Annotated in this window: 18 protein-coding genes and 1 riboswitch; of the genes, 8 read left to right on the forward strand and 10 right to left on the reverse strand. The window is 73.4% G+C overall.

Translation table 11 applies throughout. From position 1 onward, the window contains the following. Positions 1-35 precede the first annotated feature (35 nt). Positions 36-164, reverse strand: a riboswitch (cobalamin riboswitch). A 242-nt stretch (positions 165-406) separates the two neighbouring features. The 3 genes from ABT247_RS04280 to ABT247_RS04290 all read left to right on the forward strand — a co-directional run bounded on the left by ABT247_RS04280 (position 407) and on the right by ABT247_RS04290 (position 4,271). After that, positions 407-1,099, forward strand: coding sequence for a helix-turn-helix domain-containing protein (locus ABT247_RS04280; RefSeq protein ID WP_350737671.1), 693 nt, complete (start codon positions 407-409; stop codon positions 1,097-1,099). Between the two features lie 121 nt (positions 1,100-1,220). Further along, complete coding sequence (locus ABT247_RS04285; RefSeq protein WP_350737674.1) at positions 1,221-2,354, forward strand: alpha/beta hydrolase family protein; 1,134 nt, start codon at positions 1,221-1,223, stop codon at positions 2,352-2,354. A gap of 591 nt (positions 2,355-2,945) precedes the next feature. Beyond that, positions 2,946-4,271, forward strand: coding sequence for a hypothetical protein (locus tag ABT247_RS04290; protein ID WP_350737677.1), 1,326 nt, complete (start codon positions 2,946-2,948; stop codon positions 4,269-4,271). A gap of 162 nt (positions 4,272-4,433) precedes the next feature. On the opposite strand, the gene ABT247_RS04295 is transcribed toward ABT247_RS04290, so the two are convergent. The 9 genes from ABT247_RS04295 to ABT247_RS04335 form a co-directional block, all read right to left on the reverse strand. Beyond that, positions 4,434-5,312: a CDP-alcohol phosphatidyltransferase family protein gene (locus ABT247_RS04295; protein ID WP_392903669.1), complete on the reverse strand. Its 879-nt coding sequence runs from the start codon at positions 5,310-5,312 to the stop codon at positions 4,434-4,436. Continuing rightward, positions 5,299-5,991 carry a phosphatidylserine decarboxylase gene (locus tag ABT247_RS04300; RefSeq protein WP_350737680.1) on the reverse strand — a complete coding sequence of 231 codons (693 nt, stop codon included), beginning with the start codon at positions 5,989-5,991 and terminating at the stop codon, positions 5,299-5,301. Before ABT247_RS04300 ends, ABT247_RS04295 begins: the two co-directional genes overlap by 14 nt. Before the next feature lie 492 nt (positions 5,992-6,483). Continuing rightward, entirely contained in the window at positions 6,484-7,686 is a 1,203-nt protein-coding gene (locus ABT247_RS04305; RefSeq protein WP_350737683.1) for an acyl-CoA dehydrogenase family protein, read from the reverse strand. A 170-nt stretch (positions 7,687-7,856) separates the two neighbouring features. After that, complete coding sequence (locus tag ABT247_RS04310) at positions 7,857-8,360, reverse strand: MaoC family dehydratase (RefSeq protein WP_350737686.1); 504 nt, start codon at positions 8,358-8,360, stop codon at positions 7,857-7,859. Positions 8,361-8,371: 11 nt separating this feature from the next. Continuing rightward, entirely contained in the window at positions 8,372-9,334 is a 963-nt protein-coding gene (locus tag ABT247_RS04315) for an HpcH/HpaI aldolase/citrate lyase family protein (protein ID WP_350737689.1), read from the reverse strand. Between the two features lie 43 nt (positions 9,335-9,377). Continuing rightward, on the reverse strand, positions 9,378-11,408 hold the full coding sequence (locus ABT247_RS04320) for an ethylmalonyl-CoA mutase (protein WP_350737692.1): 2,031 nt from the start codon (positions 11,406-11,408) through the stop codon (positions 9,378-9,380). A gap of 10 nt (positions 11,409-11,418) precedes the next feature. Further along, the gene (gene ccrA / locus ABT247_RS04325; RefSeq protein WP_350737695.1) at positions 11,419-12,756 is read right to left on the reverse strand and encodes a crotonyl-CoA carboxylase/reductase; all 1,338 of its coding nucleotides are present in this window, start codon (positions 12,754-12,756) and stop codon (positions 11,419-11,421) included. Positions 12,757-13,134: 378 nt separating this feature from the next. Continuing rightward, positions 13,135-14,070 (reverse strand): TetR family transcriptional regulator, encoded by a 936-nt coding sequence (locus ABT247_RS04330; RefSeq protein ID WP_350737698.1) that lies wholly within the window; start codon positions 14,068-14,070, stop codon positions 13,135-13,137. 194 nt (positions 14,071-14,264) lie between these two features. After that, positions 14,265-16,040 carry a 3-hydroxyacyl-CoA dehydrogenase family protein gene (locus tag ABT247_RS04335; RefSeq protein ID WP_350737701.1) on the reverse strand — a complete coding sequence of 592 codons (1,776 nt, stop codon included), beginning with the start codon at positions 16,038-16,040 and terminating at the stop codon, positions 14,265-14,267. An 802-nt stretch (positions 16,041-16,842) separates the two neighbouring features. On the opposite strand from ABT247_RS04335, the gene ABT247_RS04340 reads away from it, so the two are divergent. The 3 genes from ABT247_RS04340 (at position 16,843) to ABT247_RS04350 (ending at position 21,140) form a co-directional block, all read left to right on the forward strand. Next, entirely contained in the window at positions 16,843-18,294 is a 1,452-nt protein-coding gene (locus tag ABT247_RS04340; protein WP_350737704.1) for a type I glutamate--ammonia ligase, read from the forward strand. 3 nt (positions 18,295-18,297) lie between these two features. Further along, positions 18,298-19,416, forward strand: a complete 1,119-nt coding sequence (locus tag ABT247_RS04345; RefSeq protein WP_502892379.1) for an amidohydrolase family protein — start codon at positions 18,298-18,300, stop codon at positions 19,414-19,416. A 239-nt stretch (positions 19,417-19,655) separates the two neighbouring features. Beyond that, complete coding sequence (locus tag ABT247_RS04350; protein WP_350737707.1) at positions 19,656-21,140, forward strand: S8 family peptidase; 1,485 nt, start codon at positions 19,656-19,658, stop codon at positions 21,138-21,140. Positions 21,141-21,318: 178 nt separating this feature from the next. Here ABT247_RS04350 and ABT247_RS04355 read toward each other — a convergent pair whose 3' ends face one another. Further along, a complete protein-coding gene (locus tag ABT247_RS04355) occupies positions 21,319-22,212 on the reverse strand; it encodes a HipA family kinase (RefSeq protein ID WP_350737710.1) in 894 nt (297 codons plus the stop codon). Between the two features lie 103 nt (positions 22,213-22,315). Here ABT247_RS04355 and ABT247_RS04360 point away from each other — a divergent pair, with 103 nt between their 5' ends. Together ABT247_RS04360 and ABT247_RS04365 are read left to right on the forward strand one after the other, a co-directional pair. Continuing rightward, on the forward strand, positions 22,316-22,756 hold the full coding sequence (locus ABT247_RS04360) for an SRPBCC family protein (protein WP_350737713.1): 441 nt from the start codon (positions 22,316-22,318) through the stop codon (positions 22,754-22,756). A 215-nt stretch (positions 22,757-22,971) separates the two neighbouring features. Further along, the gene (locus ABT247_RS04365; protein WP_350737716.1) at positions 22,972-24,126 is read left to right on the forward strand and encodes a glycosyltransferase; all 1,155 of its coding nucleotides are present in this window, start codon (positions 22,972-22,974) and stop codon (positions 24,124-24,126) included. Positions 24,127-24,242: the final 116 nt, after the last annotated feature.

Consider the following 24,242-nt stretch of genomic DNA (forward strand, 5'->3'; position numbering starts at 1 on the left):
GGGTCCGCGCCCTGGATCGACGTACCGGGGGCGAGAGTCTCCTGGCTTCCGGGTCGGACGCACTCCCGGGCCTTCCAGCGGCTCCTGACGGCCCGCCGTGGCACTTTCCGAGCGTGCTCCCCGGTGACAGTGGCGGGACCGCGCCGGACTCGCACCGGCTTCCTCTCCATGCCTCCGTTTGGCCCCAGGATCCCATCACGCGGCCGTTCCACGCGTCAACCGAGGTCACGGAGGGGTTGGTCACACGGAGGCGGGGCGGTCGGCCACACGGAGGCGGGGTGGTCGGCCACACGGAGGCGGGGCGCCGTCCTGTGCGATCGACCAGCGCGGCCGAGGGCTCGTCAGTCCCGGTTCGTGCGTTCGGGGGCTGGGGGCGCGCCGAGGGGCGCCCCTACGGTTCGGTGCCATGCGCCGCAGAAAGCCCCACGCCGCCGCCCCCCTTCCGGTGCCCTTCTCCCCCGAGGCCGCCCGCATCCACCGCGTCGGCCTCGGCCTGACCCCCGAACAGGTCGCCGAGGGCATGGCCGCCCACGGCGTACGGCTCCTGGCCGGTCACGTCCTCGCCTGGGAGCGCGGGGAGCTGCGCCCGGGCGAGGCCGAGTTCATCGCCCTCGCCCGGGCCCTGTGGTGTTCCGCGGCCGATCTGATGGACGGCCGCCCGACCCGGCTGCGGGACCACCGCATCGCCCGGGAGCTCCCCCCGGAGACGGTCGCCGAGCGCGTCGGCATGCTGCTGCCCACCTACCAGCAGGCCGAGCTGACCGGCCGGTGGGAGGGGGACGCGGAGCAGACCTACGCCCTCGCCGTGGTGCTGGGCCTGCGGCTGACCGAGCTGGTCGAGGCCACCGGCCGCGCCGAGGCGCTCGACCGCCTGCTGCGCCAGTGCGTCGCCGGCCGCTGGCAGCCGCACCTGCGCGCGCTCACCCGGCTCGTCCCCGTCGCCGAGCGAGAGCTCGCCGCCGTCCTGCTCGTGCTGGCGCAGGAGCACCACGTCCCCGCCCACTGGGGCATGCCCAGCGGGCCCCGCACCCCGGCGGTGCCCCTCACCCCCCGCTTCTGGGAACTCCTCGCGGCCCAGCCGACGGCCGTTCCGGTCTGATCGGACGTTGTTTTTCGGCCTTTCGTAGCCCGGACGGCCCAGTCCGGTGGCCGCGGGGTGCCGGGCCCCGGTGAACTGGTGCACGAACACCGACCGGTCCGCGAACAGAGCGGGGAACGATATGCGCTGGGGAACCGCAGCCGTGGTGGCGGCCGCCGCCGTGGGGGCCGGGGCCGCCGCCGTCCTGGTGATCGGCCGCCGGGCCTCCGAGCGGATGGTCAGTCCCGGGTCCGGGCCGGGCGCGGGGACGGCCCTGCAGGAGAGCGGCCCGCTCCTGGTGCAGAGCGTCGCCACCGGGCGGGTCACCTTCACCCGCCGCCCGGAGAGCCTGCGGCGCGGGCGCTGGGCGGTCGAGTGGGCGGACGGCGGGCACGCGGTGGTGGAGGAGATCCTCCACAGCGACCAGCGGGGCGTCACCCGGCGGCTGGTCCGGGCGGACCGGGGCACCCTGACGCCCGGCACCGAGGTCCGGTTCACCCCCCGGGTGCTGCTCGGCGACCCGGCCGAGGCGCTCGGTCTCCCGTTCACCGAGATCGGCGCCCGCGGCGAGCTGGGTACCTTCCCGGCCTGGTACCTCGAGGGCAAGCGCGGCACCTGGGTGATCCTCGTCCACGGCACGGAGGCCGACCGCCAGCAGACCCTGCCCGTGCTGCCGCTGCTCGAGCGCCTCGGCCTGCCCGTGCTGGCCGTCACCTACCGCGGGGACGCGGGCGCCCCCGCCTCCCCGGACGGCCTCAGCCACTTCGGCGCGACGGAGTGGCGCGACGTCGAGTCGGCGGTACGGCTGGCGCTCGACCGCGGGGCCGGCCGGGTGATCCTCTACGGCTGGTCGCTGGGTGCGACCATGGCGCTGCACACGGCGGCCCGTTCGGCCTGGGCCCGCACGATCAGCGGGCTGATCCTGGACTCGCCCGTCCTGGACCTGCCCGCCTCGGCCCGCCGGGAGGCCGCCAGGGCCGGTTTCAGGGGCGCCGCGGCCGAACTCGGCGCGCTCGCGGCCGAGGGCCGCACCGGCGTCGACCTCGCCGACTTCTCCCGCCTCGTCGAGGGCGCGGACCTGCACGTGCCGACCCTGGTACTGCACAGTCCGAGCGACCGGACCGCCCCCTTCGGCGCCGCCCAGCGCCTCGCCGCGGCCCGTCCGCAGCTGGTCAACCTCCAGACCTTCCCGGGCGGGGAGCACGCGGCGCTGTGGAACTCGGCCCCCGACCACTACACCGAACTGCTCCGGCGCTGGCTCACCCCGCTGCTCTGAGGCAGCCCGGGGGTCGGGGCCGGGATTCACCCAGCACCCGAGAGGCGAGCCCGCCTGGCCGGAAGTCCGTTCGATTCGCTCGGGTGCGCGGCGCCCGCGCTGCACGCCCCTTGTGCGCGCACCAGAAGTCGGCCCGGCCGACTTCCCGTGCCGGGCACCCGCCCGCCGGCACATGCCGTCTGGCCGGATTCCCGTCCCTCCCGCCGCTCCGCACCCGGCTCGTCCGACACGGACCGTGATCGGCCGGACGAGTACCGCGACGCCCCGCGCGACCCTGGCATGACCCCGCCACACGTTTCCGGCCAGGTGGTTTGCCTCTGTTGCCCGGTCTTGCGGAGGTGCCGCCACCGGTCTCCCGGTCGTACGGACAACCGGATGTGACAGAAGGCCGGTGCAAGGGGAAGACTGCTCGACGTGACGTCTCGGAACCCGCGCGACCGTGATGCCCCGCTCCCGCCGACGATCGGTACCGGTGCGACGGTGACCCGTCTCCCCGGTACGGCCCACCGGCCCTCCGGTGGCAGGCCGGGCGGGGCCGGTGTACCCCGGCGACGAGGGCCCGCCCCGGCACCCGGCCGCGGCCGGGTACCCGTGCCGGACGGCTTCCCCGCGCCGGCCGAGCTCGCGCCGCTGGCCCGTCGGATGCTGGTCGACGCCGTCCGGATCGCCCGCTGGGCCGGGGAGCTGGACGAGGTCGACAAGCGCGGCGAACTCCTTCCGGAGGACGCCCGTGCGGCCGGCCGCGCGCTGGCCATGACGGTCGGTGCCGCCGCCAAGGCCTGGGGCCAGGCGCTGCTGGTCGGCCTGGTGGAGGCCCGCGACGGCGGAGCCGGCCCCGGCTGGCGCCTGCACGCCTGGGAGCACGACGACGAGGCCGTGGTGCGCGGCTGGTCCGGGCTGTTCGACGCCTGGACGCTGCTCGCCCCGGTGCCGCCCGCCGCCCTGCGCGGGGTGTTCGCCGTCCTGGCCGGGCAGGCCGTGGACCAGGCCCCCCAACTGCTCTCCTTCCTCCACCTGGTGGACGGCCCGGTGGCCGAGAGCGAACTGCTGGAGCTGCTGCGCCGAGGCCTGGACGAGCGCCGGGTGGGCGCCGCCCTCGGCGGGCCCGGCCTGTCGCCCGTGCCGCACGCCGCCTCGGCCGTCTCCGCCGTCCGCGGCACCTGCCGCGAGCCGCAGATCGACACCCCGCCCGCGCCCTCCGACGTGGCCGCCGTCCTGGACTGGATGCTGGACGGCCTGGCGGCGGTCGGCGCCGTGCTGCGCAAGGACGACGCCGCCGAACTGTCCCCGCTGGGCCACTGGGCGGTTCGGGCGAAGCTGGAGGAGATCTGCACGGTCGCCCAGACCGCGGCCGGCCACATCGAGCAGAGCGCCTTCGAGCTGCTGAACGCCTGCGCGGACTACTCGCCGGGCCCGGCCAGGGCCGAGTTCCGCGCCTGGGTGGCGGCCCGTCCGGCGGACCGCGCGGTGGCCGAGCTGCTGGAGGCCGCCCAGGGCGACGACGCGCTGGTGCGCGGGCTCGCCTTCGAGGCGCTGCGGGTGGCCGGCGGACCGGCCGAGCAGGCGGTCCGGGCCGCGGTGGACGAGCCGGTGCTGCGCCCGTACGCGCTGCTGTGGCTGGCGGAGCGCTCGGACGAGGGCGTCTCCCCCGCGGACGTGCTGGGCGCCGAGGACGCCGCCTGGCTGTGGGTGGACACCGCGGCCGCGGTGCTGGACCACGGCGAGACGGAGCTGCTGGTCGGCCACGTGGAGGGGGCCTCGGCCGGTGACCCGGTGCGGCTGTTCGCCCGGGCCAGGCAGTCCGGCCACCCCCGGGCGGCCTCGGTGCTGACGGCGGTCTCGAGCGTGCACCCCGACCCGGGCGTGGCCCGGGCGGCCCGCCGCTCGGCCTTCAGCGTCCACACCGGCGGGGCGTGAGCAAGCGGTACCGCCCGTACCGGCGGGGCCTGAGCCCCCGGGCCCACCCGGCCGCGCACCCGCCCGGGCGGAGCCGGGAAACGCAAACCGGAGCCGGACAACGCAAAGGGGAAGGGCCCGGAACCTGGTGGTTCCGGGCCCTTCCCGTCGAGGCGGTGCGGCTCAGCCGAGGCGCGACTCCGCCCGCCGGGCGCGGACGTCGCCGACCTTCTGGCCGACCTTCCGTCGGATGACCAGCAGCGGCGCCATCGCCGCGAGCGTGATCTGGGCGAAGGCACCCACGTGCATCAGGGTGTCACCGCCCGGCAGGCCGGTGGCCCAGGCCGCCAGGCAGCCGATCGAGACGACGATCCAGCAGAGCGTGGCGGTGGCCAGCAGCCCCTGCGGCTTCGGGTACTCGATCCGGCTGACCATGAGGTACGCGGCGCCGAAGATGGCGAGCAGACCGGGCAGGAACGGCGGGTCGAGCAGCACGATGGCGATGACCGTCATCGCGCCCATCGGGCACGGCATGCCCTGGAACACCCCGGGCCGCATCTTGACGGCGGAGAAGCGGGCCAGCCGCAGGACCACCGCGAGCAGCACGGTCAGCGCGATCAGCGCCGAGAGCTTGGTGTTGGAGCCCTGGGAGACCATGCCCCAGACCGCGACGAAGTAGGCCGGCGCGATGCCGAAGCTGATCAGGTCGGCCAGGTTGTCCAGTTCCGCTCCGAGGGCGGAGGAGCGGAGCTTGCGCGCCACCAGCCCGTCGAAGAGGTCGCACATCGAGCCGATCAGCAGCAGCGTCACCGCGGTGGCGGCGCTGTGCCGGTCCGGAGCGGCGTCCGGGTTGGTGATGTGCGGGACGAGCACCCCGGTGGTGATCGAGTAGATCGCCAGGAAGCCGCAGACGGCGTTGCCCAGGGTGAGGAAGTCGGCGGTGGACAGGTGCTGCGGGGAGCGCGGGGCGCGCAGCTCGCGGTCGCGCGCCCACCGGCGGCGGCGCAGGGCCGTCTCCTCGTCGTCCAGGCCGACGATTGTCTCAGGATCAGTCACGGTCAAGGCGCGTCACCCCGGCTGTGGTCTTCTGGCCGACCTCGACGCCGACCTCGACGCCGGCCGGCAGGTAGGTGTCGACCCGGGACCCGAACCGGATCAGGCCGATCCGGTCGCCCTGCTCGACCTTGGTTCCGGCGGCCAGGTACGGCACGATGCGGCGGGCCACGGCCCCCGCGATCTGCACCATCTCGATGTCGCCGAGCTCGGTGTCGAAGTGCCAGACGACCCGCTCGTTCTGGTCGCTGTCCTTGTTGAACGCCGGCACGAAGCCGCCCGCGACGTGCTCCACCGAGGTCACCGTGCCCGGCAGGGGCGCGCGGTTGACGTGGACGTTGAGGGGGCTCATGAAGATCGCGACCCGGGTGCGGCCGTCCGGCCAGGCGTCGATGCTCTGCACCACGCCGTCGGCGGGCGAGATCACTCTGCCCGTGCCGATCTCACGCTCGGGGTCGCGGAAGAACCACAGCATGCCCGCGCTGAGCGCACAGGCCGGAACCGCCGCCAGGGCCCACGTGCCGCTGCGCCGGGTGAGGGCGGTGGTGACGGCTGCCGTGGCGAGGGTGGGGACGAACCAGGGGGTGGCTCCGCGCGCGATGGTCACGCGGGGTCGCCGACCGGCCGTCGGGGCGGCGAGGGCATCGCGGTCCGTGACGGAGGTGTGAGGGGACGGGCTGATGGGCATCGAAGACCTTTGTCGCGGGGGATCATGGCCGCTGGACGGGGGCCACCGCGGGATCGGCAATAGAGGGACGGCTTGCTGTCCCGGTGGATGCTATCGGGAGCACACGGTGGGTGGGCAACCCGCCTGCTCGTTCATGTGTCCGGTGGAAGCGCGTGTGCGCATCCCGTTCCTACGACCGTAGCTCGCCCCGGTCCGGTTCCCAAGGGACCGGACACGGCTGGTGACTCTTGTCTCAGCGGAGGTGCGGTCGGAACCCGGCGGGGACACGGGCCGTGGCGGCCGTCGGCGGGTGCACGGAAGCGGCCGCAGGGCGCGTCGCTGCAGCTGTACGCCCTGCGGCCGCTGTCCGGAGGGCCGTGCCGGACCAGGCGGACCAGGCCGGGTCCGTGACGGGGCACGGCGCTCAGCCGGGACGGGCCCGCACGCCCGTCGACCGGCGGTTCGAGAGGGGACCGTCCGTACGTGACGTCGTCAACCCGGACGGCCCCGCGATCACTCGGCGATCCGGTACTCCTCCAGCAGCCGGCGCCCGACGATCATCTTCTGGATCTCCGCAGTACCTTCACCGATCAGCAGCATCGGGGCCTCGCGGTAGAGGCGCTCGATCTCGTACTCCTTCGAGAAGCCGTAGCCGCCGTGGATCCGGAAGGCGTCCTCGACGACCTCCTTGCAGTACTCGGAGGCCAGGTACTTGGCCATGCCGGCCTCGAGGTCGTTGCGCTCGCCGCCGTCCTTCTTGCGGGCGGCCATCACCATCATCTGGTGGGCCGCCTCGACCTTGGTGGCCATCTCGGCGAGCTTGAACTGGATCGCCTGGTGTTCGGCGATCTTCTTGCCGAAGGTGGAACGCTGCTGGGCGTAGGAGATGCCCAGCTCGAAGGCGCGGCGGGCGACGCCGCAGCCGCGGGCGGCGACGTTGACCCGGCCGACCTCGACGCCGTCCATCATCTGGTAGAAGCCGCGGCCCGGGACGCCGCCGAGGATCCGGTCGGCGGGGATCCGGACGTCCTGGAGGACCAGCTCGGTGGTGTCGACGCCCTTGTAGCCCATCTTCTCGATCTTGCCGGGCACGGTCAGGCCGGGAACCCTGGGGTTCGGGCCGAAACCCGCCTCCTTCTCGATCAGGAAGGTGGTCATGTTCTTGTACGGGGTGTCGCCGCCCTCGTCGGTCTTGCACAGCACCGCGACGAGGGTGGAGGTGCCCCCGTTGGTGAGCCACATCTTCTGGCCGTTGAGGACGTAGAACTCCCCGTCCTTGACGCCCTTGGTGGAGATGGCGGAGACGTCGGAGCCGAGGCCCGGCTCGGACATCGAGAAGGCGCCGCGGATCTCGCCGGCGGCCATCCGCGGCAGGAAGTGGTCCTTCTGCTCCTGGGTGCCGTGGGCGTTGATCATGTGCGCCACGATGAAGTGGGTGTTGACGATGCCGGAGACCGACATCCAGCCGCGGGCGATCTCCTCGACCACCAGGGCGTAGGTGAGCAGCGACTCGCCGAGGCCGCCGTACTCCTCGGGGATGGTGAGGCCGAACAGCCCGAGCTGCTTCATGCCCTCGACGATGGCGGTCGGGTACTCGTCCTTGTGCTCCAGCTCGGTCGCGACCGGAATGATCTCCTTGTCGACGAAATCCCGCACGGTGGCGAGGATGTCCCGCTGGATCTCGGTGAGGCCGTCGGTCTGTGCGAGGCGTCCCATCGTGCGGCTCCGAAAGGTGTGAGGGGTGGGAAAGTCCGTGGGTCCCCGGAACAGCGGGGGGGGATTATCGGGGGCCCTGCCGGCGTGGCTGCGGCAGCAGGGCCCCCTTCCGGGTGGGGGTCGGCCGATGACGGCGGCCTCCCCGTCCGGGGTCCATCACATGGAGGGGATCAGGCGAGGGGCTCGGGACGGCCGGGCTGCTCGCCGCCGCGCTCCTTGGTGTAGGTCGCGGTCGGCACCATCACCTTGCGGCGGAAGACGCAGACGACCGTGCCGTCCTGCTTGTAGCCCTTGGTCTCGACGTGGACGATGCCCCGGTCGTCCTTGGACTTGGAGGGCCACTTGTCGAGCACGGTGGTCTCGCCGTAGATGGTGTCGCCGTGGAAGGTCGGCGCGATGTGGCGCAGCGACTCGATCTCCAGGTTGGCGATCGCCTTGCCGGAGACGTCCGGGACGGACATGCCGAGCAGCAGCGAGTAGACGTAGTTGCCCACCACGACGTTCCGGCCGAAGTCCGTCGTCTTCTCGGCGTAGTTGGTGTCCATGTGGAGCGGGTGGTGGTTCATGGTGAGCAGACAGAACAGGTGGTCGTCGTACTCGGTGACGGTCTTCCCGGGCCAGTGCTTGTAGACCGCGCCGACCTCGAACTCCTCGTAGGTGCGTCCGAACTGCATGGCTCAGGCCCTCAGCTTTCCGGGATCTCGAACTTGGTGGTGCGCTCCATGCCGGCGGCCCGGCCCTTGCCGGCGATGACCAGCGCCATCTTGCGGCTGGCCTCGTCGATCATCTCGTCGCCGAGCATCGCGGAGCCCTTGGCGCCGCCGGCCTCCGAGGTGCAGTAGTCGTAGGCGTCGAGGATCAGCTCGGCGTGGTCGTAGTCCTCCTGCGAGGGCGAGAAGATCTCGTTCGCGGCGGCGACCTGGTCCGGGTGCAGCACCCACTTGCCGTCGAAGCCGAGGGCGGCTGAGCGGCCGGCCACCTCGCGGTAGCCCTCCTGGTTGCGGATCTGCAGGTAGGGGCCGTCGATCGCCTGGAGGTCGTTGGCGCGGGCGGCCATCAGGATGCGCATCAGGATGTAGTGGTAGGCGTCGGCCGGGTAGCCGGGGGGCTGCTCGCCGACCACCAGGGACTTCATGTTGATCGAGGCCATGAAGTCGGCGGGGCCGAAGATGATGGTCTCCAGCCGGGGCGAGGCCTCGGCGATGGCGTCGACGTTGATCAGGCCCCTGGCGTTCTCGATCTGCGCCTCGATGCCGATCCGGCCGACCTCGAAGCCCATGGTCTTCTCGATCTGGGTGAGCAGCAGGTCGAGCGCCTTGACCTGCTCGGCGTCCTGGACCTTGGGCAGCATGATGCAGTCCAGGTTCGGGCCGGCGCCCTCGACCACGGTGATCACGTCGCGGTAGGTCCAGTGGGTGGTCCAGTCGTTGACCCGGACCACGCGGGTCTTGCCGCCCCAGTCGCCGTTGTTCAGCGCGTCGACGATGGTGTGGCGGGCGCTCTCCTTGACCAGCGGGGCGCAGGCGTCCTCCAGGTCGAGGAAGACCTGGTCGGCCGGCAGGCCCTGGGCCTTCTCGAGGAAGCGCGGGTTGCTGCCCGGCACGGCGAGGCAGGAGCGGCGCGGGCGCAGGCGGTTGACGGTAGTCATGGGGGTGGTTCGGTTCCTTCCCAGTGGTCAGCTGGTCAGCTGGTCAGTTCGTGGCCGGGGACGGTGCGGGCGTCCACGGCTGGAGCTTGTTGGCGAGCCGGATCTCGTCCACGATCCGGCCGATGATGGTCGTGATGCCGAAGTCCTTCGGGGTGAACACGGCGGCGACGCCGGCGGCCTTGAGGGCCTCGCCGTCCGCTGCCGGGATGATGCCACCCACGATCACCGGGACATCCTCCACCCCGGCACGGCGCAGCCGCTTCAGGACGTCGGGCACCAGCTCGGTGTGCGCACCGGAGAGGATCGACAGGCCCACGCAGTGCACGTCCTCCGCGACGGCGGCGGACACGATCTGCTCCGGGGTCAGCCGGATGCCCTGGTAGACCACCTCGAAGCCGGCGTCGCGGGCCCGTACGGCGATCTGCTCGGCGCCGTTGGAGTGCCCGTCCAGGCCGGGCTTGCCGACCAGCAGCCGCAGCTTGCCGGTGCCGAGCTCCTCGGCGGTGGCGGCGACCGCGGCGCGGACCTGCTCCAGTTCCCCGCCGGGCTCGGCGGCCACCGCGACGGGCGCGCCGCCGACCCCGGTGGGGGCGCGGTACTCGCCGAACACCTCGCGCAGGGCGAAGGACCACTCGCCGGTGGTGACACCGGCCCGGGCGCAGGCCAGCGTGGCCGGCATCAGGTTGGCGTCGGTGGCGGCGACGGCCTTGAGCTCGGCCAGCGCCCGCTGGACGGCGGCCTCGTCGCGCCGGCCCCGCCAGTCCTCCAGCGCGGCCAGCACGGACTGCTCGGAGGCCGGGTCGACGACCATGATCGCGGTGTCGAGGTCGGCGGTGAGCGGGCTGGGCTCGGTGGTGTCGAAGCAGTTGACGCCGACGATCTTGTCCTCGCCGGACTCGATCCGGGCCCGGCGGGCGGCGTGCGAGGCGACCAGGTTGGACTTGAGGTAGCCGGACTCGACGGCCGGGATCACCCCGCCCATCTCCAGCACCTTGGCGATCTCCGCCTCGGCACCGGCCAGCAGCTCCGCCGTCTTGGCCTCGATCACCTCGGAGCCGTTGAAGATGTCGCCGTACTCCAGCAGGTCGGACTCGTAGGCCAGCACCTGCTGGATCCGCAGCGACCACTGCTGGTCCCACGGGCGGGGCAGGCCGAGCGCCTCGTTCCAGGCGGGCAGCTGGACGGCCCGGGCGCGGGCGTCCTTGGAGAGGGTGACGGCCAGCATCTCCAGGACGATCCGCTGGACGTTGTTCTCCGGCTGGGCCTCGGTCAGGCCGAGCGAGTTGACCTGGACGCCGTAGCGGAACCGGCGCTGCTTCGGGTCGGCGACGCCGTAGCGCTCCAGCGTGACCTTCTCCCAGAGCCGGGCGAAGGCGCGCATCTTGCACATCTCCTCGACGAAGCGCACGCCGGCGTTCACGAAGAAGGAGATCCGGGCGACCACGTCGCCCATCCGCTCGGCCGGCACCTGGCCGGAGTCGCGGACGGCGTCGAGCACCGAGATGGCGGTGCACATCGCGTACGCGATCTCCTGGACGGGCGTGGCGCCGGCCTCCTGGAGGTGGTAGCTGCAGATGTTGATCGGGTTCCACTTGGGGATGTTGCCGACCGTGTAGGCGATCATGTCGGTGATCAGCCGCACCGACGGGCCCGGCGGGAAGACGTGCGTCCCGCGCGACAGGTACTCCTTGACGATGTCGTTCTGGGTGGTGCCGGTGAGCTTGGCGATGTCGGCGCCCTGCTCCTCGGCGACCACCTGGTAGAGCGCCAGCAGCCACATCGCGGTGGCGTTGATCGTCATGGAGGTGTTGGTCTGCTCGAGCGGGATGCCGTCGAACAGCGTGCGCATGTCGCCGACGTGGCCCACCGGCACGCCCACCCGGCCCACCTCGCCGCGGGCGAGGATGTGGTCGGAGTCGTAGCCGGTCTGGGTCGGCAGGTCGAAGGCGACGGACAGGCCGGTCTGGCCCTTCGCCAGGTTCCGCCGGTAGAGCGCGTTGGAGTCGCTCGCGGTGGAGTGGCCGGCGTAGGTGCGCATCAGCCAGGGCCGGTCGCGCTTCTGGGGGTCGGTCATCGGGGGTCCCTCAGACGTTCCGGAAGCGGTTGATCGCGGGCAGGTGCTTCTCGCGCAGCTCCTGGTCGCGCACGCCCAGGCCCTCCTCGGGGGCCAGGCAGAGCACGCCGACCTTGCCCTGGTGCTTGTTGTGGTGCACGTCCAGGGCGGCCTGGCCGGTCTCCTCCAGGGAGTAGACCTTGGACAGGGTCGGGTGGATCTTGCCCTTGGCGACCAGGCGGTTGGCCTCGAAGGCCTCGCGGTAGTTGGCGAAGTGCGAGCCGACGATGCGCTTGAGCGACATCCACAGGTAGCGGTTGTCGTACTGGTGCATGTAGCCGGAGGTGGAGGCGCAGGTGACGATGGTGCCGCCCTTGCGGGTGACGTAGACCGAGGCGCCGAAGGTCTCCCGGCCCGGGTGCTCGAAGACGATGTCGACGTCCTCGCCGCCGGTGAACTCGCGGATCTTGGCGCCCAGGCGCTTCCACTCGCGCGGGTCCTGGTTGTGCTCGTCCTTCCAGAACCGGTAGCCCTCGGCGGAGCGGTCGATGATCGCCTCGGCGCCCATGGACCGGCAGATGTCCGCCTTGGCCTCGCTGGAGACCACGCAGATCGGGGTGGCGCCGCCGGCCAGCGCGTACTGGGTGGCGTACGAGCCGAGGCCGCCGCTGGCGCCCCAGATCAGCACGTTGTCGCCCTGCTTCATGCCGGCGCCGTTCTGCGACACCAGCTGGCGGTAGGCGGTGGAGTTGACCAGGCCGGGGGAGGCGGCCTCCTCCCAGGTGAGGTGCTTGGGCTTGGGCAGCAGCTGGTTGGTCTTCACCAGGGCGATCTGGGCCAGGCCGCCGAAGTTGGTCTCGAAGCCCCAGATGCGCTGCTCCGGGTCCATCATCGTGTCGTTGTGGCCGTCCGGGGACTCCAGTTCGACCGACAGGCAGTGGGCGACGACCTCGTCGCCGGGCTTCCAGGCGTTGACCCCGGCGCCGGTGCGCAGCACCACGCCGGCGAGGTCGGAACCGAGGACGTGGTAGGGCAGGTCGTGGCGCTTGGTGAGCGGCGACAGCCGGCCGTAGCGCTCCAGGAACCCGAAGGTGGAGACCGGCTCGAAGATCGAGCTCCACACGGTGTTGTAGTTCACCGAGCTGGCCATGACGGCGACCAGGGCCTCGCCGGGGCCCAGCTCGGGCAGGGCCACCTCGTCGAGGTGGAGGGACTTCCGGGGGTCCTTGTCGCGGCTGTCGAGACCCGCGAACATCTGCTCCTCGTCCTTGTGGAGCGTCACGGCCCGGTAGGACTCGGGGAGCTTGACGGCGGCGAAGTCCTCCGACGTGGCGTCGTTGCTGAGGATCGCGTCGAGGATTTCCTGCATGGCTGCCTCCGAAGGCGTACCTGTGTGAGGGTCACAGGGCGTCTGGGGGAGCCGGGAGCGGACACCGGCTTCGCTGAGGTGGGTGGTTGGCGGTCAGGCTGCCGCCCGGTGGTGGTCCGGGCGGGACTGGCACTGCTCCCGGGGTGTGGGAACGCCTGCCGACGGCGCGCCGAGGTGGGGAGCCGCGGCGCCGCGACTGGTGGGTAACAAGGTAGTGGCACCCTGTGCCACTCGTAAAGACACCGGGTGTCATGAATTCCGGCGCTCGGAGAAGGGGCGGAACGCGCGTAGCGGCGAGGGACGGCGGCATGCGAAGGGCCCGCGCCGATCCCTCGGCGCGGGCCCTCGAAATATCTCTGACCTGGGAAAACTCCGACCTCAGTGGTCCTGGGCGGCACTCAGGGCGGCGCGGATGCTGTCCACCACCACCTCCAGCGGAGCGTCCGTCCGGGCGACTGTGATGAGTACCTCACCTCCGGGGCTGGCACTCAGTGCGCTCTCCGCCCCCAGGTCACCGGGCGTACCACTGGCACCCGGTGCCACCAGGGACCCGCGACGTCTGGCCCCCGGCGCGCTGGCGGCCCAGAAGGTCCGCCGGATCACCTCGAAGGAGTGGTCCAGCTGCGCCTCGACGTCACCCCGGCCGCCGGCCCGCAGCCAGCGCCGCAGCACGTGGTTGTGCGCCGCGACGACGGCCGCCGCCGACACCTCGGCCAGCATCGAGTCGTCCTCGCCGCCGCGCTGCCAGCCCGACGGGATCGACTCGCCGGTGTCGAAGCGGCCCAGCAGGTAGCGCGTGAACAGCCGCTCGTACCTGGCCACCACGGCGATCTCCCGCTCGCGCAGCGCCGGGACCTGACGGATCAGCTGGTACCGCGCGACGGACACCCCCGGGGTGGAGGCGTACATCCGCAGCACCTCCTTGATGCCCCGGCAGACCACGTCCAGCGGGTGCTCCTCGGGCTCGGCACTGGCCAGCAGGTCGGCCACCCGGACGAGGGTGTCGTCGTGGTCCGGGAAGATCGCCTCCTCCTTGGACCGGAAGTACCGGAAGAAGGTGCGCCGGGCCACCCCGGCGGCCGCCGCGATCTGGTCGACCGTGGTCTCCTCGTAGCCCTGCGAGGCGAACAGCTCCATCGCGGCCGCGGCCAGGTCCTGGCGCATCTGCTGGCGCTGCGCCGCCGCCCGGCGGCTACCCGGCCCGCCGTCCCCGGCCGAGGGGGCCGTCCGGTCGCCGCCGCGCGGCGCGGCGGCCTGCGGGGCGGACCGCGGCGCGGCGGACTGCTGCGGGGTGGCTGACTGAACCCGATCCATGTCCGGAACGCTACACGGCCCCGGCGGCGGCGCCGCGGCCCTTCCCCGGCGCACCGGCGCCACCGGGCCGGTCACGGCCGGCCTCGGCCAGCGCGCCGACACCGTCCCCGGGCCCCAGCCCGGACGCGCGGCCGGGGCGGACCCGTAGGGCGCGGACCCGTACGGCGCGGGGTCGCCCCCGGCCTGTGCGGTGGTCACCGGCGGGCGTGGTCGCGGAAGCCGCGGCCGGTCTTGCGGCCCAGGCAGCCGGCCGCGACCAGGTGCTCCAGCAGCGGTGCCGCGGCCAGGCCCGGCTCGCGGAACTCCTGGTGCAGCACCTGCTCGATGGCCAGCGACACGTCCAGGCCGACCACGTCCAGCAGCTCGAACGGGCCCATCGGGTAGCCGCAGCCCAGCTTCATCGCGGTGTCGATGTCGTCCACCGTCGCGTAGTGCTCCTGGAGCATCCGCACCGCGTCGTTCAGGTAGGGGAACAGCAGCGCGTTGACGATGAACCCGGCCCGGTCGCCGCACTCCACCGGGTGCTTGCGGACCTTCGCGGTCAGCTCCAGCACGGTCGCGGTGACGTCCGGGGCGGTCAGCACGGTGGAGACCACCTCGACCAGCTTCATCGCCGGCGCCGGGTTGAAGAAGTGCATGCCGATCACGTCCTGCGGCCGCGAGGTGGCGGTCGCGCAGCTGATCACCGGCAGCGAGGAGGTGGTGGTGGCGAGCACCGCGCCCGGGCGGACGATCTTGTCCAGGGTGGCGAACAGCTCCCGCTTGACTCCCAGGTCCTCCGCGACCGCCTCGACCACCAGGTCCACGTCCGCCAGCTCGGTGTACTGGCCGACCGGGGTGACCAGCTCCAGCGCGGCGTCCCGCTGCTCGGCGGAGAGCCGGCCCTTGGCCACCGACCGCTCCAGCGACCGGGCCAGCTGGGCCTTCGCCCGGTCCGCCTTCTCCTGGCTGCGGGCGGCCAGCAGCACCGGGTGCCCGGCCTTGGCGAAGACCTCGACGATGCCGGTGGCCATCGTCCCCGAGCCGCAGACGCCGACGGTGCGGACGGCGCGGCCGGGCACCTTGGGCAGCGCCGGTCCGGTCGCCGCGTCCACCGGCCGGGACGAGCCCGGCGCCTCGTAGGTGTAGAACCCGCGCCCGGACTTGCGGCCCAGCAGCCCGGCCGAGACCAGCTGGCCGAGGATCGGAGCGGGGGCGTGCAGCCGGTCGCGGGACTGCTCGTACATCGCCTCCAGCACGGTGCGCGCGGTGTCGATGCCGATCAGGTCCAGCAGCGCCAGCGGGCCCATCGGCAGGCCGCAGCCGAGCCGCATCGCGGCGTCGATGTCCTCGCGGGACGCGTACTTGGACTCGTACATCGCCGCGGCCTGGTTCAGGTAGGCGAACAGCAGGCCGTTCACCACGAACCCGGCCCGGTCGCCGGCCGCCACCGGCTCCTTGCCCAGGTCGCGCGCGAACGCGGCGGCGTCCTCGGCGGTCTGCGGGGAGGTCAGCACGGTGCGCACCACCTCGACCAGCTTCATGGAGTGCACCGGGTTGAAGAAGTGCAGGCCCAGCACCCGCTCCGGACGGGCGGTCGCGGCGGCGATCCGGGTCACCGACAGCGCGGTGGTGCCGGTGGCCAGCACGGTGCTCTCGGGGCAGATCCGGTCCAGCTCGGCGAAGACCTCCCGCTTCAGCTCCAGCTGCTCGGGCACCTCCTCGATCACCAGATCCGCCTCGGCGGCCGCCGCCAGGCCGTGCCCGACCGAGATCCGGGCGAGCAGCGCGGTGCGCTCCTCCGCGGTGATCCGCTCCCGGTCGACCGCGTGCGCGGTCGCCGCCTCGATCCGGGCCAGCGCCCGGGCGGCCGAGTCCTCGCTCGCCTCGATGCCGATCACCCGGCGGCCGCTCCTGGCGACGGCCACGGCGACGCCGGCACCCATCGTGCCGAGGCCGACGACGGCCACGGTGGGAAAGGGACGCTCCATGTCCTGACTCCTAGTCATGAAGGGCCCGAGCGTGCTCCGGCGGGCACGCCGCCGCGCCCGTCGACGGTGACGGGGGGCGGGGGCGGCCGCCGCCGGAGGAGGGTCCACGCGCGGGGGCTGGGGAGATGACGGGTTCCGGCGCACCCGGGCAGCGGCCGGTCCGCTCCGGCCGAACTGCGGGGTGCGCCGTGGTGCTCAGGCGCTCGAAGGTGAAGGAAGCGACCCTGATCCGCGGGGAGGAACCCGGCCCGCCGCCGTTCGGCGGCACCGGCCGGTGAAGACGCACCGCGCCCGCCGCGGACGCGGCGGTGCGACCTCCCGCCGGTGCGGCTCCCGAAGCCCGGCGGTGGTGCGTGTCCGGCCACTGTAGCGAAGCTACTGGTCGGTAGGAAGGGGTGCGGGCGGGAAATCCGTCGGGTCCGGGGCGGGCCCTTCACCGTGTTCGCCGACCCCGGGGTGGCGCCGGGCGTGCTCCGGGCCGGGGCGCGGGTCGGGCTCCGCGTCGGGGCTCCGATCGGGCTCCGGGGCGACGCCGCCGAGTGGCGGGGCGGCCGCACCGGAGTGGCCACCGCGCCGACGGCCGGCCCACGGCCCCACCCGCCCGATCACCCAACGCCCCGCTGGCGCAGGGGTGTTCGCGGCTCCGGGTGCACGGCGTCCGCCGACCCCGGCGCACCGGGTTCCACGCTCCCGGTGCACGCCTAGGTGCCCGCCCCGAACGGGTGAACGGGAGGACGGTCCTCCGTTTGGACCACTCGATAGGGGAGTTACAGACCCCCAAGGGGAGGGGCAACATGGTGACATGAGCCTCGGAACCGCCGGCGCCCGCGCCGCCCGTACCGCCGACCCCGCCGAGCCGGGCGGTGACGCCGCCCTCGCGGCCGCCGTCGCGCTGCCCCCGCGGGCCGAGCGCGCCGAGCGGGCCGAGGCGGCGGCCGACCGGCTGCGCACCGCCGCCGTCGATGCCGTGGCCGTCACCTGGGTGGACAACGCGGGCATCACCCGGGTCAAGGCGGTGCCGGTCGGCGGTCTGGTGCACACGGCCGAGTGGGGCATCGGCACGGCGCCCTGCTTCGACGTCTTCCTCGCCGACGACGCCAGCACCACCAGCCCGATCATCGGCGGCCCCACCGGCGACCTGAGGCTCTACCCGGACCTCGACCGGCTCGTCCCGCTGGCCGCCCAGCCCGGCTGGGCCTGGGCCCCGGGGGACCGCCACACCCAGGCCGGCGGCCCGCACCCGGGCTGCCAGCGGCTGTTCGCCCGGCGGACGGAGGCCGCCGCGGCCGCCCGCGGGCTGAGCCTCAAGGCGGGCATCGAGGTCGAGTGGGTGGTCGCCCTGGACGGCCCCCCGCAGGAGGCGCCCCGGTACCCGACGCACGGCCCGGCCTACGGGATGCACCGGCTCACCGACCTCTCCGACTACCTGCGCGACGTCCTGCGCGCCCTCGACCACCAGGGGCTGGACGTGCTGCAGATCCACCCCGAGTACTCCCCGGGGCAGTTCGAGGTCTCGGTCGCCCCCGAGGGCCCGGTCGGCGCCGCCGACACGTCGGTGCTGGTCCGGCACACCATCCGCGCCGTCTCCGCCCGGCACGGCCTGCGGGTCTCCTTCGCCCCCGTGGTCGAGCCCGGCGCGGTCGGCAACGGCGGGCACCTGCACCTCAGCCTGTGGCGGGACGGCCGCAACCTCGGCCACGGCGGCCCCGGGCCGCACGGCCTGACCGCCGAGGCCGAGGGCTTCCTCGCCGGGGTGCTCGACGCGCTGCCCGCACTGCTGGTGCTGGGCTGCTCCAGCCCGGCCGGGTACCTGCGCCTGGTGCCCCAGCACTGGGCCGGTGCCTACCAGTGCTGGGGCCTGGAGAACCGGGAGGCCGCGCTGCGGCTGGTCACGGGCTCCACCGGGGAGCGGGCCGCCGCGGCGAACGCCGAGGTCAAGTGCTTCGACGCGAGCGCCAACCCGTACCTGGCGGTCGGCGGGGTGATCGCCGCCGGTCTCGCCGGGTTGGAGCGGCGCGGCACGCTGCCACCCGAGTTCACCGGGGACCCGGCCGCGGCCGAGCCCGGCACGGTGCCCCGGCTGCCGCAGGGGCCGGCCGAGGCGATCGCCGCCTACGAGCGCTCGGCGGTGCTGCGCGAGGCGCTCGGCGAGCCGCTGTACCAGGCGGTGCTGGCGGTGCGGCGGGCCGAGGCCGAGCAGTACGCCTCCGCCGGGCCCGAGCAGCTGGTCGCGGCCACCCGCTGGCGGTACTGACCGGTGGCCCGGCTGGAGGCCCCCGAACTGGTCGACCACCACTGCCACAGCGTGGTGGCGGCCGAGCTCGCCGACGACGCGCTGGCCGGCCTGCTCACCGAGTCCGACCGGCCGCCGGCGCCCGGCTGCTCGCCCTTCGACAGTGCCCTCGGCCTGGCGGTGCGGCGCTGGTGCCCGCCCGCCCTCGGCCTGCCCGCGCACACCACGGCCGCCGACTACCTGGCCCGGCGGCGCGAGCTGGGCGCCGCCGAGGCCACCCGCCGGCTGCTCGCCGCCGCCGGGCTGGACACCTACCTGGTGGACACCGGGCTGACCACCGCCGCCGGCCAGGAGCTGCTGCCGCTGACCGAACTCGCCGGAGTCACCGGTGCGGCGGTGCGCGAGGTGGTCCGCCTGGAGACGGTCGCGGAGGCGGTGACGGCCGACGCCGGGGACTGGCCCCGGGCCGTCGGCGAGGCGCTCGCGGCGGCCGCCGCCGGGGCCGTCGCGGTCAAGTCGGTGCTGGCCTACCGGCACGGTCTGGCCGCACCGGCCGAACGGCCCCCGCACGCCGCCGTGGTGGCCGCCGCCGGCCGCCGGCTGCGGGGCGGGCGCGAGCGGCTGACCGATCCGGTCCTGCTGCACCACCTGCTCTGGACGGCCGTGGACGTCTGCGCCGACCTCGGCCTGCCGATCCAACTGCACACCGGCTTCGGCGATCCCGACCTCACCCTGCACCGGGCCGACCCGTCCCTGCTGACCGACTTCATCCGCGCCGCGGAGCCGAGCGGTGTGCCGCTGGTGCTGCTGCACGCCTACCCGTACCACCGGCAGGCCGCCTGGCTGGCCCAGGCCTTCCCGACGGTCCACACGGACCTCGGGCTGACGGCCTCCTACACCGGGCCGCGGGTGGCAGCCGTCCTCGGTGAGATGCTCGAGCTCGCGCCCTTCGGCAAATTGCTGTTCTCCACCGACGCCTACGGACTGCCCGAGTTGTTCCTGGTGGGCGCCGCTCAGTTCCGACACGGACTGGGTGGGCTGCTGGCGGAGTGGCGGGCCGACGGGGCCTGTTCGGAGGCGGACGCCCAGCGCCTGGCGGGGATGGTCGCGGCCGGCAACGCCCGCCGCCTGTACGCGCTCTGACGCGACGGCACCGAGGTCGGCCGAGCCGGTCGGCTCGTCGGCGAACCATCACTTTTTAACAATCTTTACGCTGTTTTCGCTGGTGAGTCGCGGACTCCCAACCTCCGGTGTTGGTTGAGATGTGACGATTAGATGACTACCTCTTGCGCATATCAGCGAATATTCATTAGCGTCCGGTCATTCCCAGCGCACCTGCCACACCGCAGTTGCCGCCTGACGACTCGGGAGGGCCAACCCCAATGAGAGTTCCTCGGATCAGCCGGACCCGGTACGCGGCGGTGGGCGTCGTGCTCGCCACCGCCGGCGCCCTCGCGCTGCCGGCCGGCACCGCCGTCGCGGCGCCCACCGGCGACCCGACGACCGGTCCGCTGCTCAGCTACGTCGTCAACACCAAGGCCAACCACGGGCAGGTGCAGAAGGTCGAGAAGGCCGTCACCGGCCTCGGCGGCACGGTGGTCCACTCGTACGAGCAGATCGGCGTCGTGATCGCCCGCTCGAACGACACCAAGTTCGCGGAGAAGCTGCGCCTGGCCAAGGGCGTCGACTCCGTGGGTGCCAGCCGCACCAAGGGCATCACCGCCGCCGACCAGGGCAAGGCCGAGGTCGCCGCCGAGCCCGTCGGTGCCGCCACCGCCGGCCAGGAGCCGTACGAGCCCAACCAGTGGGACATGCGCCAGATCGGTGTCGACAAGGCGCACAAGCTCTCGCTCGGCAGCCGCAACGTCACCGTCGGCGTGCTGGACTCGGGCATCGACGCCACCCACGAGGACCTGGCCGCCAACGTGGACGCCTCGCAGTCGGTCTCCTGTCTCGACGGCGCGCCGAACACCGACTGGAAGGCCTGGCAGCCGACCACCAGCGACCACGGCACCCACGTCGCCGGCACCATCGCCGCCGCCCAGAACGGCAAGGGCGTCATCGGTGTCGCCCCGAACGTCAAGCTGGCCGCGGTCAAGGTCGTCAACGACGCCGGCATGATCTACCCGGAGAACGCGATCTGCGGCTTCGTCTGGGCCGGCGAGCACGGCTTCAAGGTGACCAACAACAGCTACTACGTCGACCCGTGGATGTTCAACTGCCAGAACGACAAGGACCAGGCCGCGATCACCGACGCCGTCCGTAAGGCCGTCGAGTTCTCGCAGCGCAAGGGCGTCCTGAACGTCGCCGCGGCGGGCAACGAGAACATCGACCTGGCGCACAAGACCACCGACGTCTCCAGCCCGGACGACACCACCCCCGGCACCCGCCCGGTCACCAACGACTGCCTGTCGCTGCCGACCGAGCTGCCCGGTGTCGTCGCGGTCTCCGCGGTCGGCGTCAAGGGCGAGAAGTCGTACTACTCCAGCTACGGCAAGGGCGTGGTGACCGTCGCCGCGCCGGGTGGCGACGCCCGCTACCAGATCCCGGACACCCCGGACAAGAACGGTCGGATCCTGTCCACCATCCCGGGCAACAAGTACGGCTACATGCAGGGCACCTCGATGGCGACCCCGCACGTCACCGGTGTGGTCGCGCTGCTCGCCTCCACCTTCCCGTGGGCCAGCCCGGACGAGCTGACCGAGCTGCTCACCAACCAGGCCGAGTCCCACGCCTGCCCGACCGGCGAGTTCAACCCGGGCGCCACCGGCCAGTGGAAGGCCACCTGCGAGGGCGGTGCGGACGACAACGGCTTCTACGGCGCGGGCATCATCAACGCCGAGAAGGCGGTCCAGTGGTGGCGGTGAGGCACTGACCACGGCGCGCCGAGCGTGCGCCGAGTGCTGAACGCCGAACACTGAAAGCCGAGTTGGGGAGCGGGACCGACGGTCCCGCTCCCCGTCGCGTTCGGGCACCCGTACCCGGGCCGCCGGCCCCGGCCGGGCGACGGGGCGGACCGGTGGCGGCCGCCCGAGCGCGCCGCCCTCACTCGAAGTGGTGCTCCCACACCGTCTCCACCGACGGCTTGCCGTGCAGGTCCGGCACCTCCTGCAGCCAGGCCGGCCGACCGGCCCGGGTGCGGGCCGCACGCCGCACCTCCGCCTCGCGGAGCTGCTCGGGGGTGGCGAAGCCCTCCGGCAGCCACTCCTCCGAGAGCACCACCCGGGCGGCCAGATGGCCGACGTAGGCCTGCCGGACGGCGTCCGCCGAGTCGAAGCCGGGCTCGTCGGCCAGCCACTCGTCCGGGACCAGCGCCAGGACCTCCTCCAGCAGTGCCACGGTGACCAGCGGCCCGAGGTCCTCGTCGGCCAGCCGGACGTCCGGGGCCGAGCCGCCGAGCGCGTGGGCGCTGAGGTCGTAGCGCTTGCCGACCGAGGCGCCGGCGCTCGCCCAGCGGTGGTGGAAGATCAGCGCGGCGCCGTTGTCGATCAGCCAGAGCCGGCCGTGCCAGACCACCAGGTTGGGGTTGTGCACGGTGCGGTCGACGTTGCCGGTGAGCGCGTCCAGCCAGACCACCCGCCCGGCCTCGGCGGAGTCCACCGGGACCATCCCCGGCCGGAAGTCCTGCGCTCCGGGCAGCAGGTCCATCCCCAGGTTGAGGCCGCCGCTGGCCCTGAGCATGTCCTGGATCTCGGTGTCGGGCTCGTCCGCGGCCACCGCCGGGTCGAAGTCCACCAGCCGCAGCTCGGGCACCCGCAGGCCCAGCCGGCGGGCCAGCTCACCGACGATCACCTCCGCCACCAGCGCCTTGCGGCCCTGGGCGGCGCCGGTGAACTTGACCACGTACGTTCCCAGGTCGTCCGTCTCCACGACGCCCGGCACCGAGCCGCCCGCCCGCAGCGGGTCCACGTAGCGCAGCGCAGTCACCAGATCGAGCACACCGGCCACCCTATCCCGCCGCGTCGCGGGGCCGCCGCTGTGATTGGCTTGCCGGGACAGCGGTACGCCAGAGCGGTACCCACCAGACGAGGAGAGCAAGGTCATGGGACAGGTGCAGGCCACCACCGAGCGGGTCTACGACGCGGCCCCCGAGCGGGTGTACGAGGCGCTGGCCGACTACCAGGTGACCCGCCCGAAGCTGCTGCCCGCGCAGTACAGCGAGTACGAGGTCCGGGTCGGCGGCACGGGTGCCGGCACCCAGGTCCACTGGAAGCTGCAGGCCACCGAGAAGCGGGTGCGCGACTGCCTGTTCACCGTCTCCGCGCCCAAGCCCGACCAGCTGGTGGAGCGGGACGCCAACTCCAGCATGGTGATCACCTGGACCGTCGCGGCCGCCGGCGAGGGCCGGACCAAGGTCACCGTCACCGCCACCTGGCAGGGGGCGAGCGGCATCGGCGGCTTCTTCGAGCGCACCTTCGCCCCCAAGGGCCTGAACCGGATCCACGACCAGGTGCTGGCCAACCTGGCCGCCGAGGTCGGCTGAGGTCTGCCGACGGTCGGCCGAGGTCTGCCACGGTCGGCCGAGGTCCGCTGAGGTCCGCTGGAGTCCGCCGCGGCGGGACCGCCGAATCGGCCGGAGTTTCGAACGTCCCGTCCACCCGTACGACCCGAAAGCCGTACGGGTGGACGGCCCGCCACCTGCGGGTGACGCGGACCTCCCCGCACGGGGGAGCCACCCTAGGCTCGCCAACCGTGCATATGACGATCCTTCACATTTCGCAGCCGGTGGACGGCGGAGTCGCCCGCGTCGTCGTCGATCTCGTCCGGGGGCAGCGCGAGGCCGGCCACCGGGTGCTGGTCGCCTGCCCGGGCGGCGGCAGGCTGGCCGAGGAGGCCGCCGCCGCGGGCGCGCTGGTCCGGGACTGGCCGGCCGAGCGCTCGCCCGGCCCGTCCACCGCCGCCGAGGCCTGGCGGCTGCGCCGGATCGTCCGCGCCGCCGGGCCCGACGTGGTCCACCTGCACAGCGCCAAGGCCGGACTGGCCGGCCGGCTGGCCGTACGCGGCCTGGTCCCCACCGTCTTCCAGCCGCACGCCTGGTCCTTCGCCGCCGTGGACGGCGCGATGGCCGCCGCCACCCTGCGCTGGGAGCGGTTCGCGACCCGCTGGGCGCACCGGCTGCTGTGCGTGAGCGTCCAGGAGCGCGCGGACGGCGTCGCCGCCGGGATCCACGCCGACTGGGCGGTGGTGCCCAACGGCGTGGACGTGCGCCACTACGCGCCCGCCGACCGCCGGGCCGCCCGGATCGCGCTCGGGCTGGAGCTGGACGCCCCGCTCGCCGTCTGCGTCGGGCGGCTGTGCCGGCAGAAGGGCCAGGACGTGCTGCTGGCCGCCTGGCCGGAGGTGCTGGGGAGGGTGCCGCAGGCCCGGCTGGCACTGGTGGGCGGCGGTCCCGACGAGCAGCGGCTCGCGGAGTCGGTGCGGGAGACGGCAGAGCCGTCCCGGGTCCGGCTGGTCGGGGACGTGCCGGATCCGCGCCCGTGGCTGGCGGCGGCCGACCTGGTGGTGCTGCCCTCGCGCTGGGAGGGCATGGCGCTGGCTCCGCTGGAGGCGATGGCGGCCGCCCGTCCGGTGCTGCTGACCGACGTGCCCGGGGCGCGCGAGTGCCTGCCGCAGGCGGCGCGGGAGCAGGCGGTGGTGCCGCCGGAGGACGTGGCCGCGCTCGCCACCCGAATGGCGGAAGCGCTGTCCGATCCGATCGAGTGTGAGCGACGCGGTGCCCGCCTGCGCGACCACGTGGTGGCCCGGCACGACGTCCGCACGGTGGTCGAACAGGTGGACGTGCTCTACCGCCATCTGCTGGGGGCCGGCCCGGCCGCCGGACGGCGCCGGGCCCGTGTCCCAGAGCGGATCTGATCGTTTCACATGCCGTGAATGCCCGCCGGCCAGGCGCTGTCGTATTCGCACCCTCAACCGGATAAGGGGCGGGGCGTCAAGTCGGAAATACCTATTAATGGGCGGCTGGAATGAAA

Source organism: Kitasatospora sp. NPDC001539 (assembly GCF_040298565.1).
In the GTDB taxonomy this organism is placed as follows: Bacteria; Actinomycetota; Actinomycetes; order Streptomycetales; family Streptomycetaceae; genus Kitasatospora.

Excerpts from the sequence above, each read along its gene's own strand:
- ABT247_RS04280 (WP_350737671.1), top strand. The coding sequence starts at position 407 with ATGCGCCGCAGAAAGCCCCACGCCGCCGCCCCCCTTCCGGTGCCCTTC.
- ABT247_RS04340 (WP_350737704.1), top strand. The coding sequence starts at position 16,843 with ATGAGCCTCGGAACCGCCGGCGCCCGCGCCGCCCGTACCGCCGACCCC.
- ABT247_RS04315 (WP_350737689.1), bottom strand. The coding sequence starts at position 9,334 with ATGACTACCGTCAACCGCCTGCGCCCGCGCCGCTCCTGCCTCGCCGTG.
- ABT247_RS04365 (WP_350737716.1), top strand. The coding sequence starts at position 22,972 with ATGACGATCCTTCACATTTCGCAGCCGGTGGACGGCGGAGTCGCCCGC.
- ABT247_RS04330 (WP_350737698.1), bottom strand. The coding sequence starts at position 14,070 with ATGGATCGGGTTCAGTCAGCCACCCCGCAGCAGTCCGCCGCGCCGCGG.
- ccrA (WP_350737695.1), bottom strand. The coding sequence starts at position 12,756 with ATGCAGGAAATCCTCGACGCGATCCTCAGCAACGACGCCACGTCGGAG.
- ABT247_RS04335 (WP_350737701.1), bottom strand. The coding sequence starts at position 16,040 with ATGGAGCGTCCCTTTCCCACCGTGGCCGTCGTCGGCCTCGGCACGATG.
- ABT247_RS04300 (WP_350737680.1), bottom strand. The coding sequence starts at position 5,991 with ATGCCCATCAGCCCGTCCCCTCACACCTCCGTCACGGACCGCGATGCC.
- ABT247_RS04350 (WP_350737707.1), top strand. The coding sequence starts at position 19,656 with ATGAGAGTTCCTCGGATCAGCCGGACCCGGTACGCGGCGGTGGGCGTC.
- ABT247_RS04310 (WP_350737686.1), bottom strand. The coding sequence starts at position 8,360 with ATGCAGTTCGGACGCACCTACGAGGAGTTCGAGGTCGGCGCGGTCTAC.
- ABT247_RS04285 (WP_350737674.1), top strand. The coding sequence starts at position 1,221 with ATGCGCTGGGGAACCGCAGCCGTGGTGGCGGCCGCCGCCGTGGGGGCC.
- ABT247_RS04320 (WP_350737692.1), bottom strand. The coding sequence starts at position 11,408 with ATGACCGACCCCCAGAAGCGCGACCGGCCCTGGCTGATGCGCACCTAC.
- ABT247_RS04305 (WP_350737683.1), bottom strand. The coding sequence starts at position 7,686 with ATGGGACGCCTCGCACAGACCGACGGCCTCACCGAGATCCAGCGGGAC.
- ABT247_RS04360 (WP_350737713.1), top strand. The coding sequence starts at position 22,316 with ATGGGACAGGTGCAGGCCACCACCGAGCGGGTCTACGACGCGGCCCCC.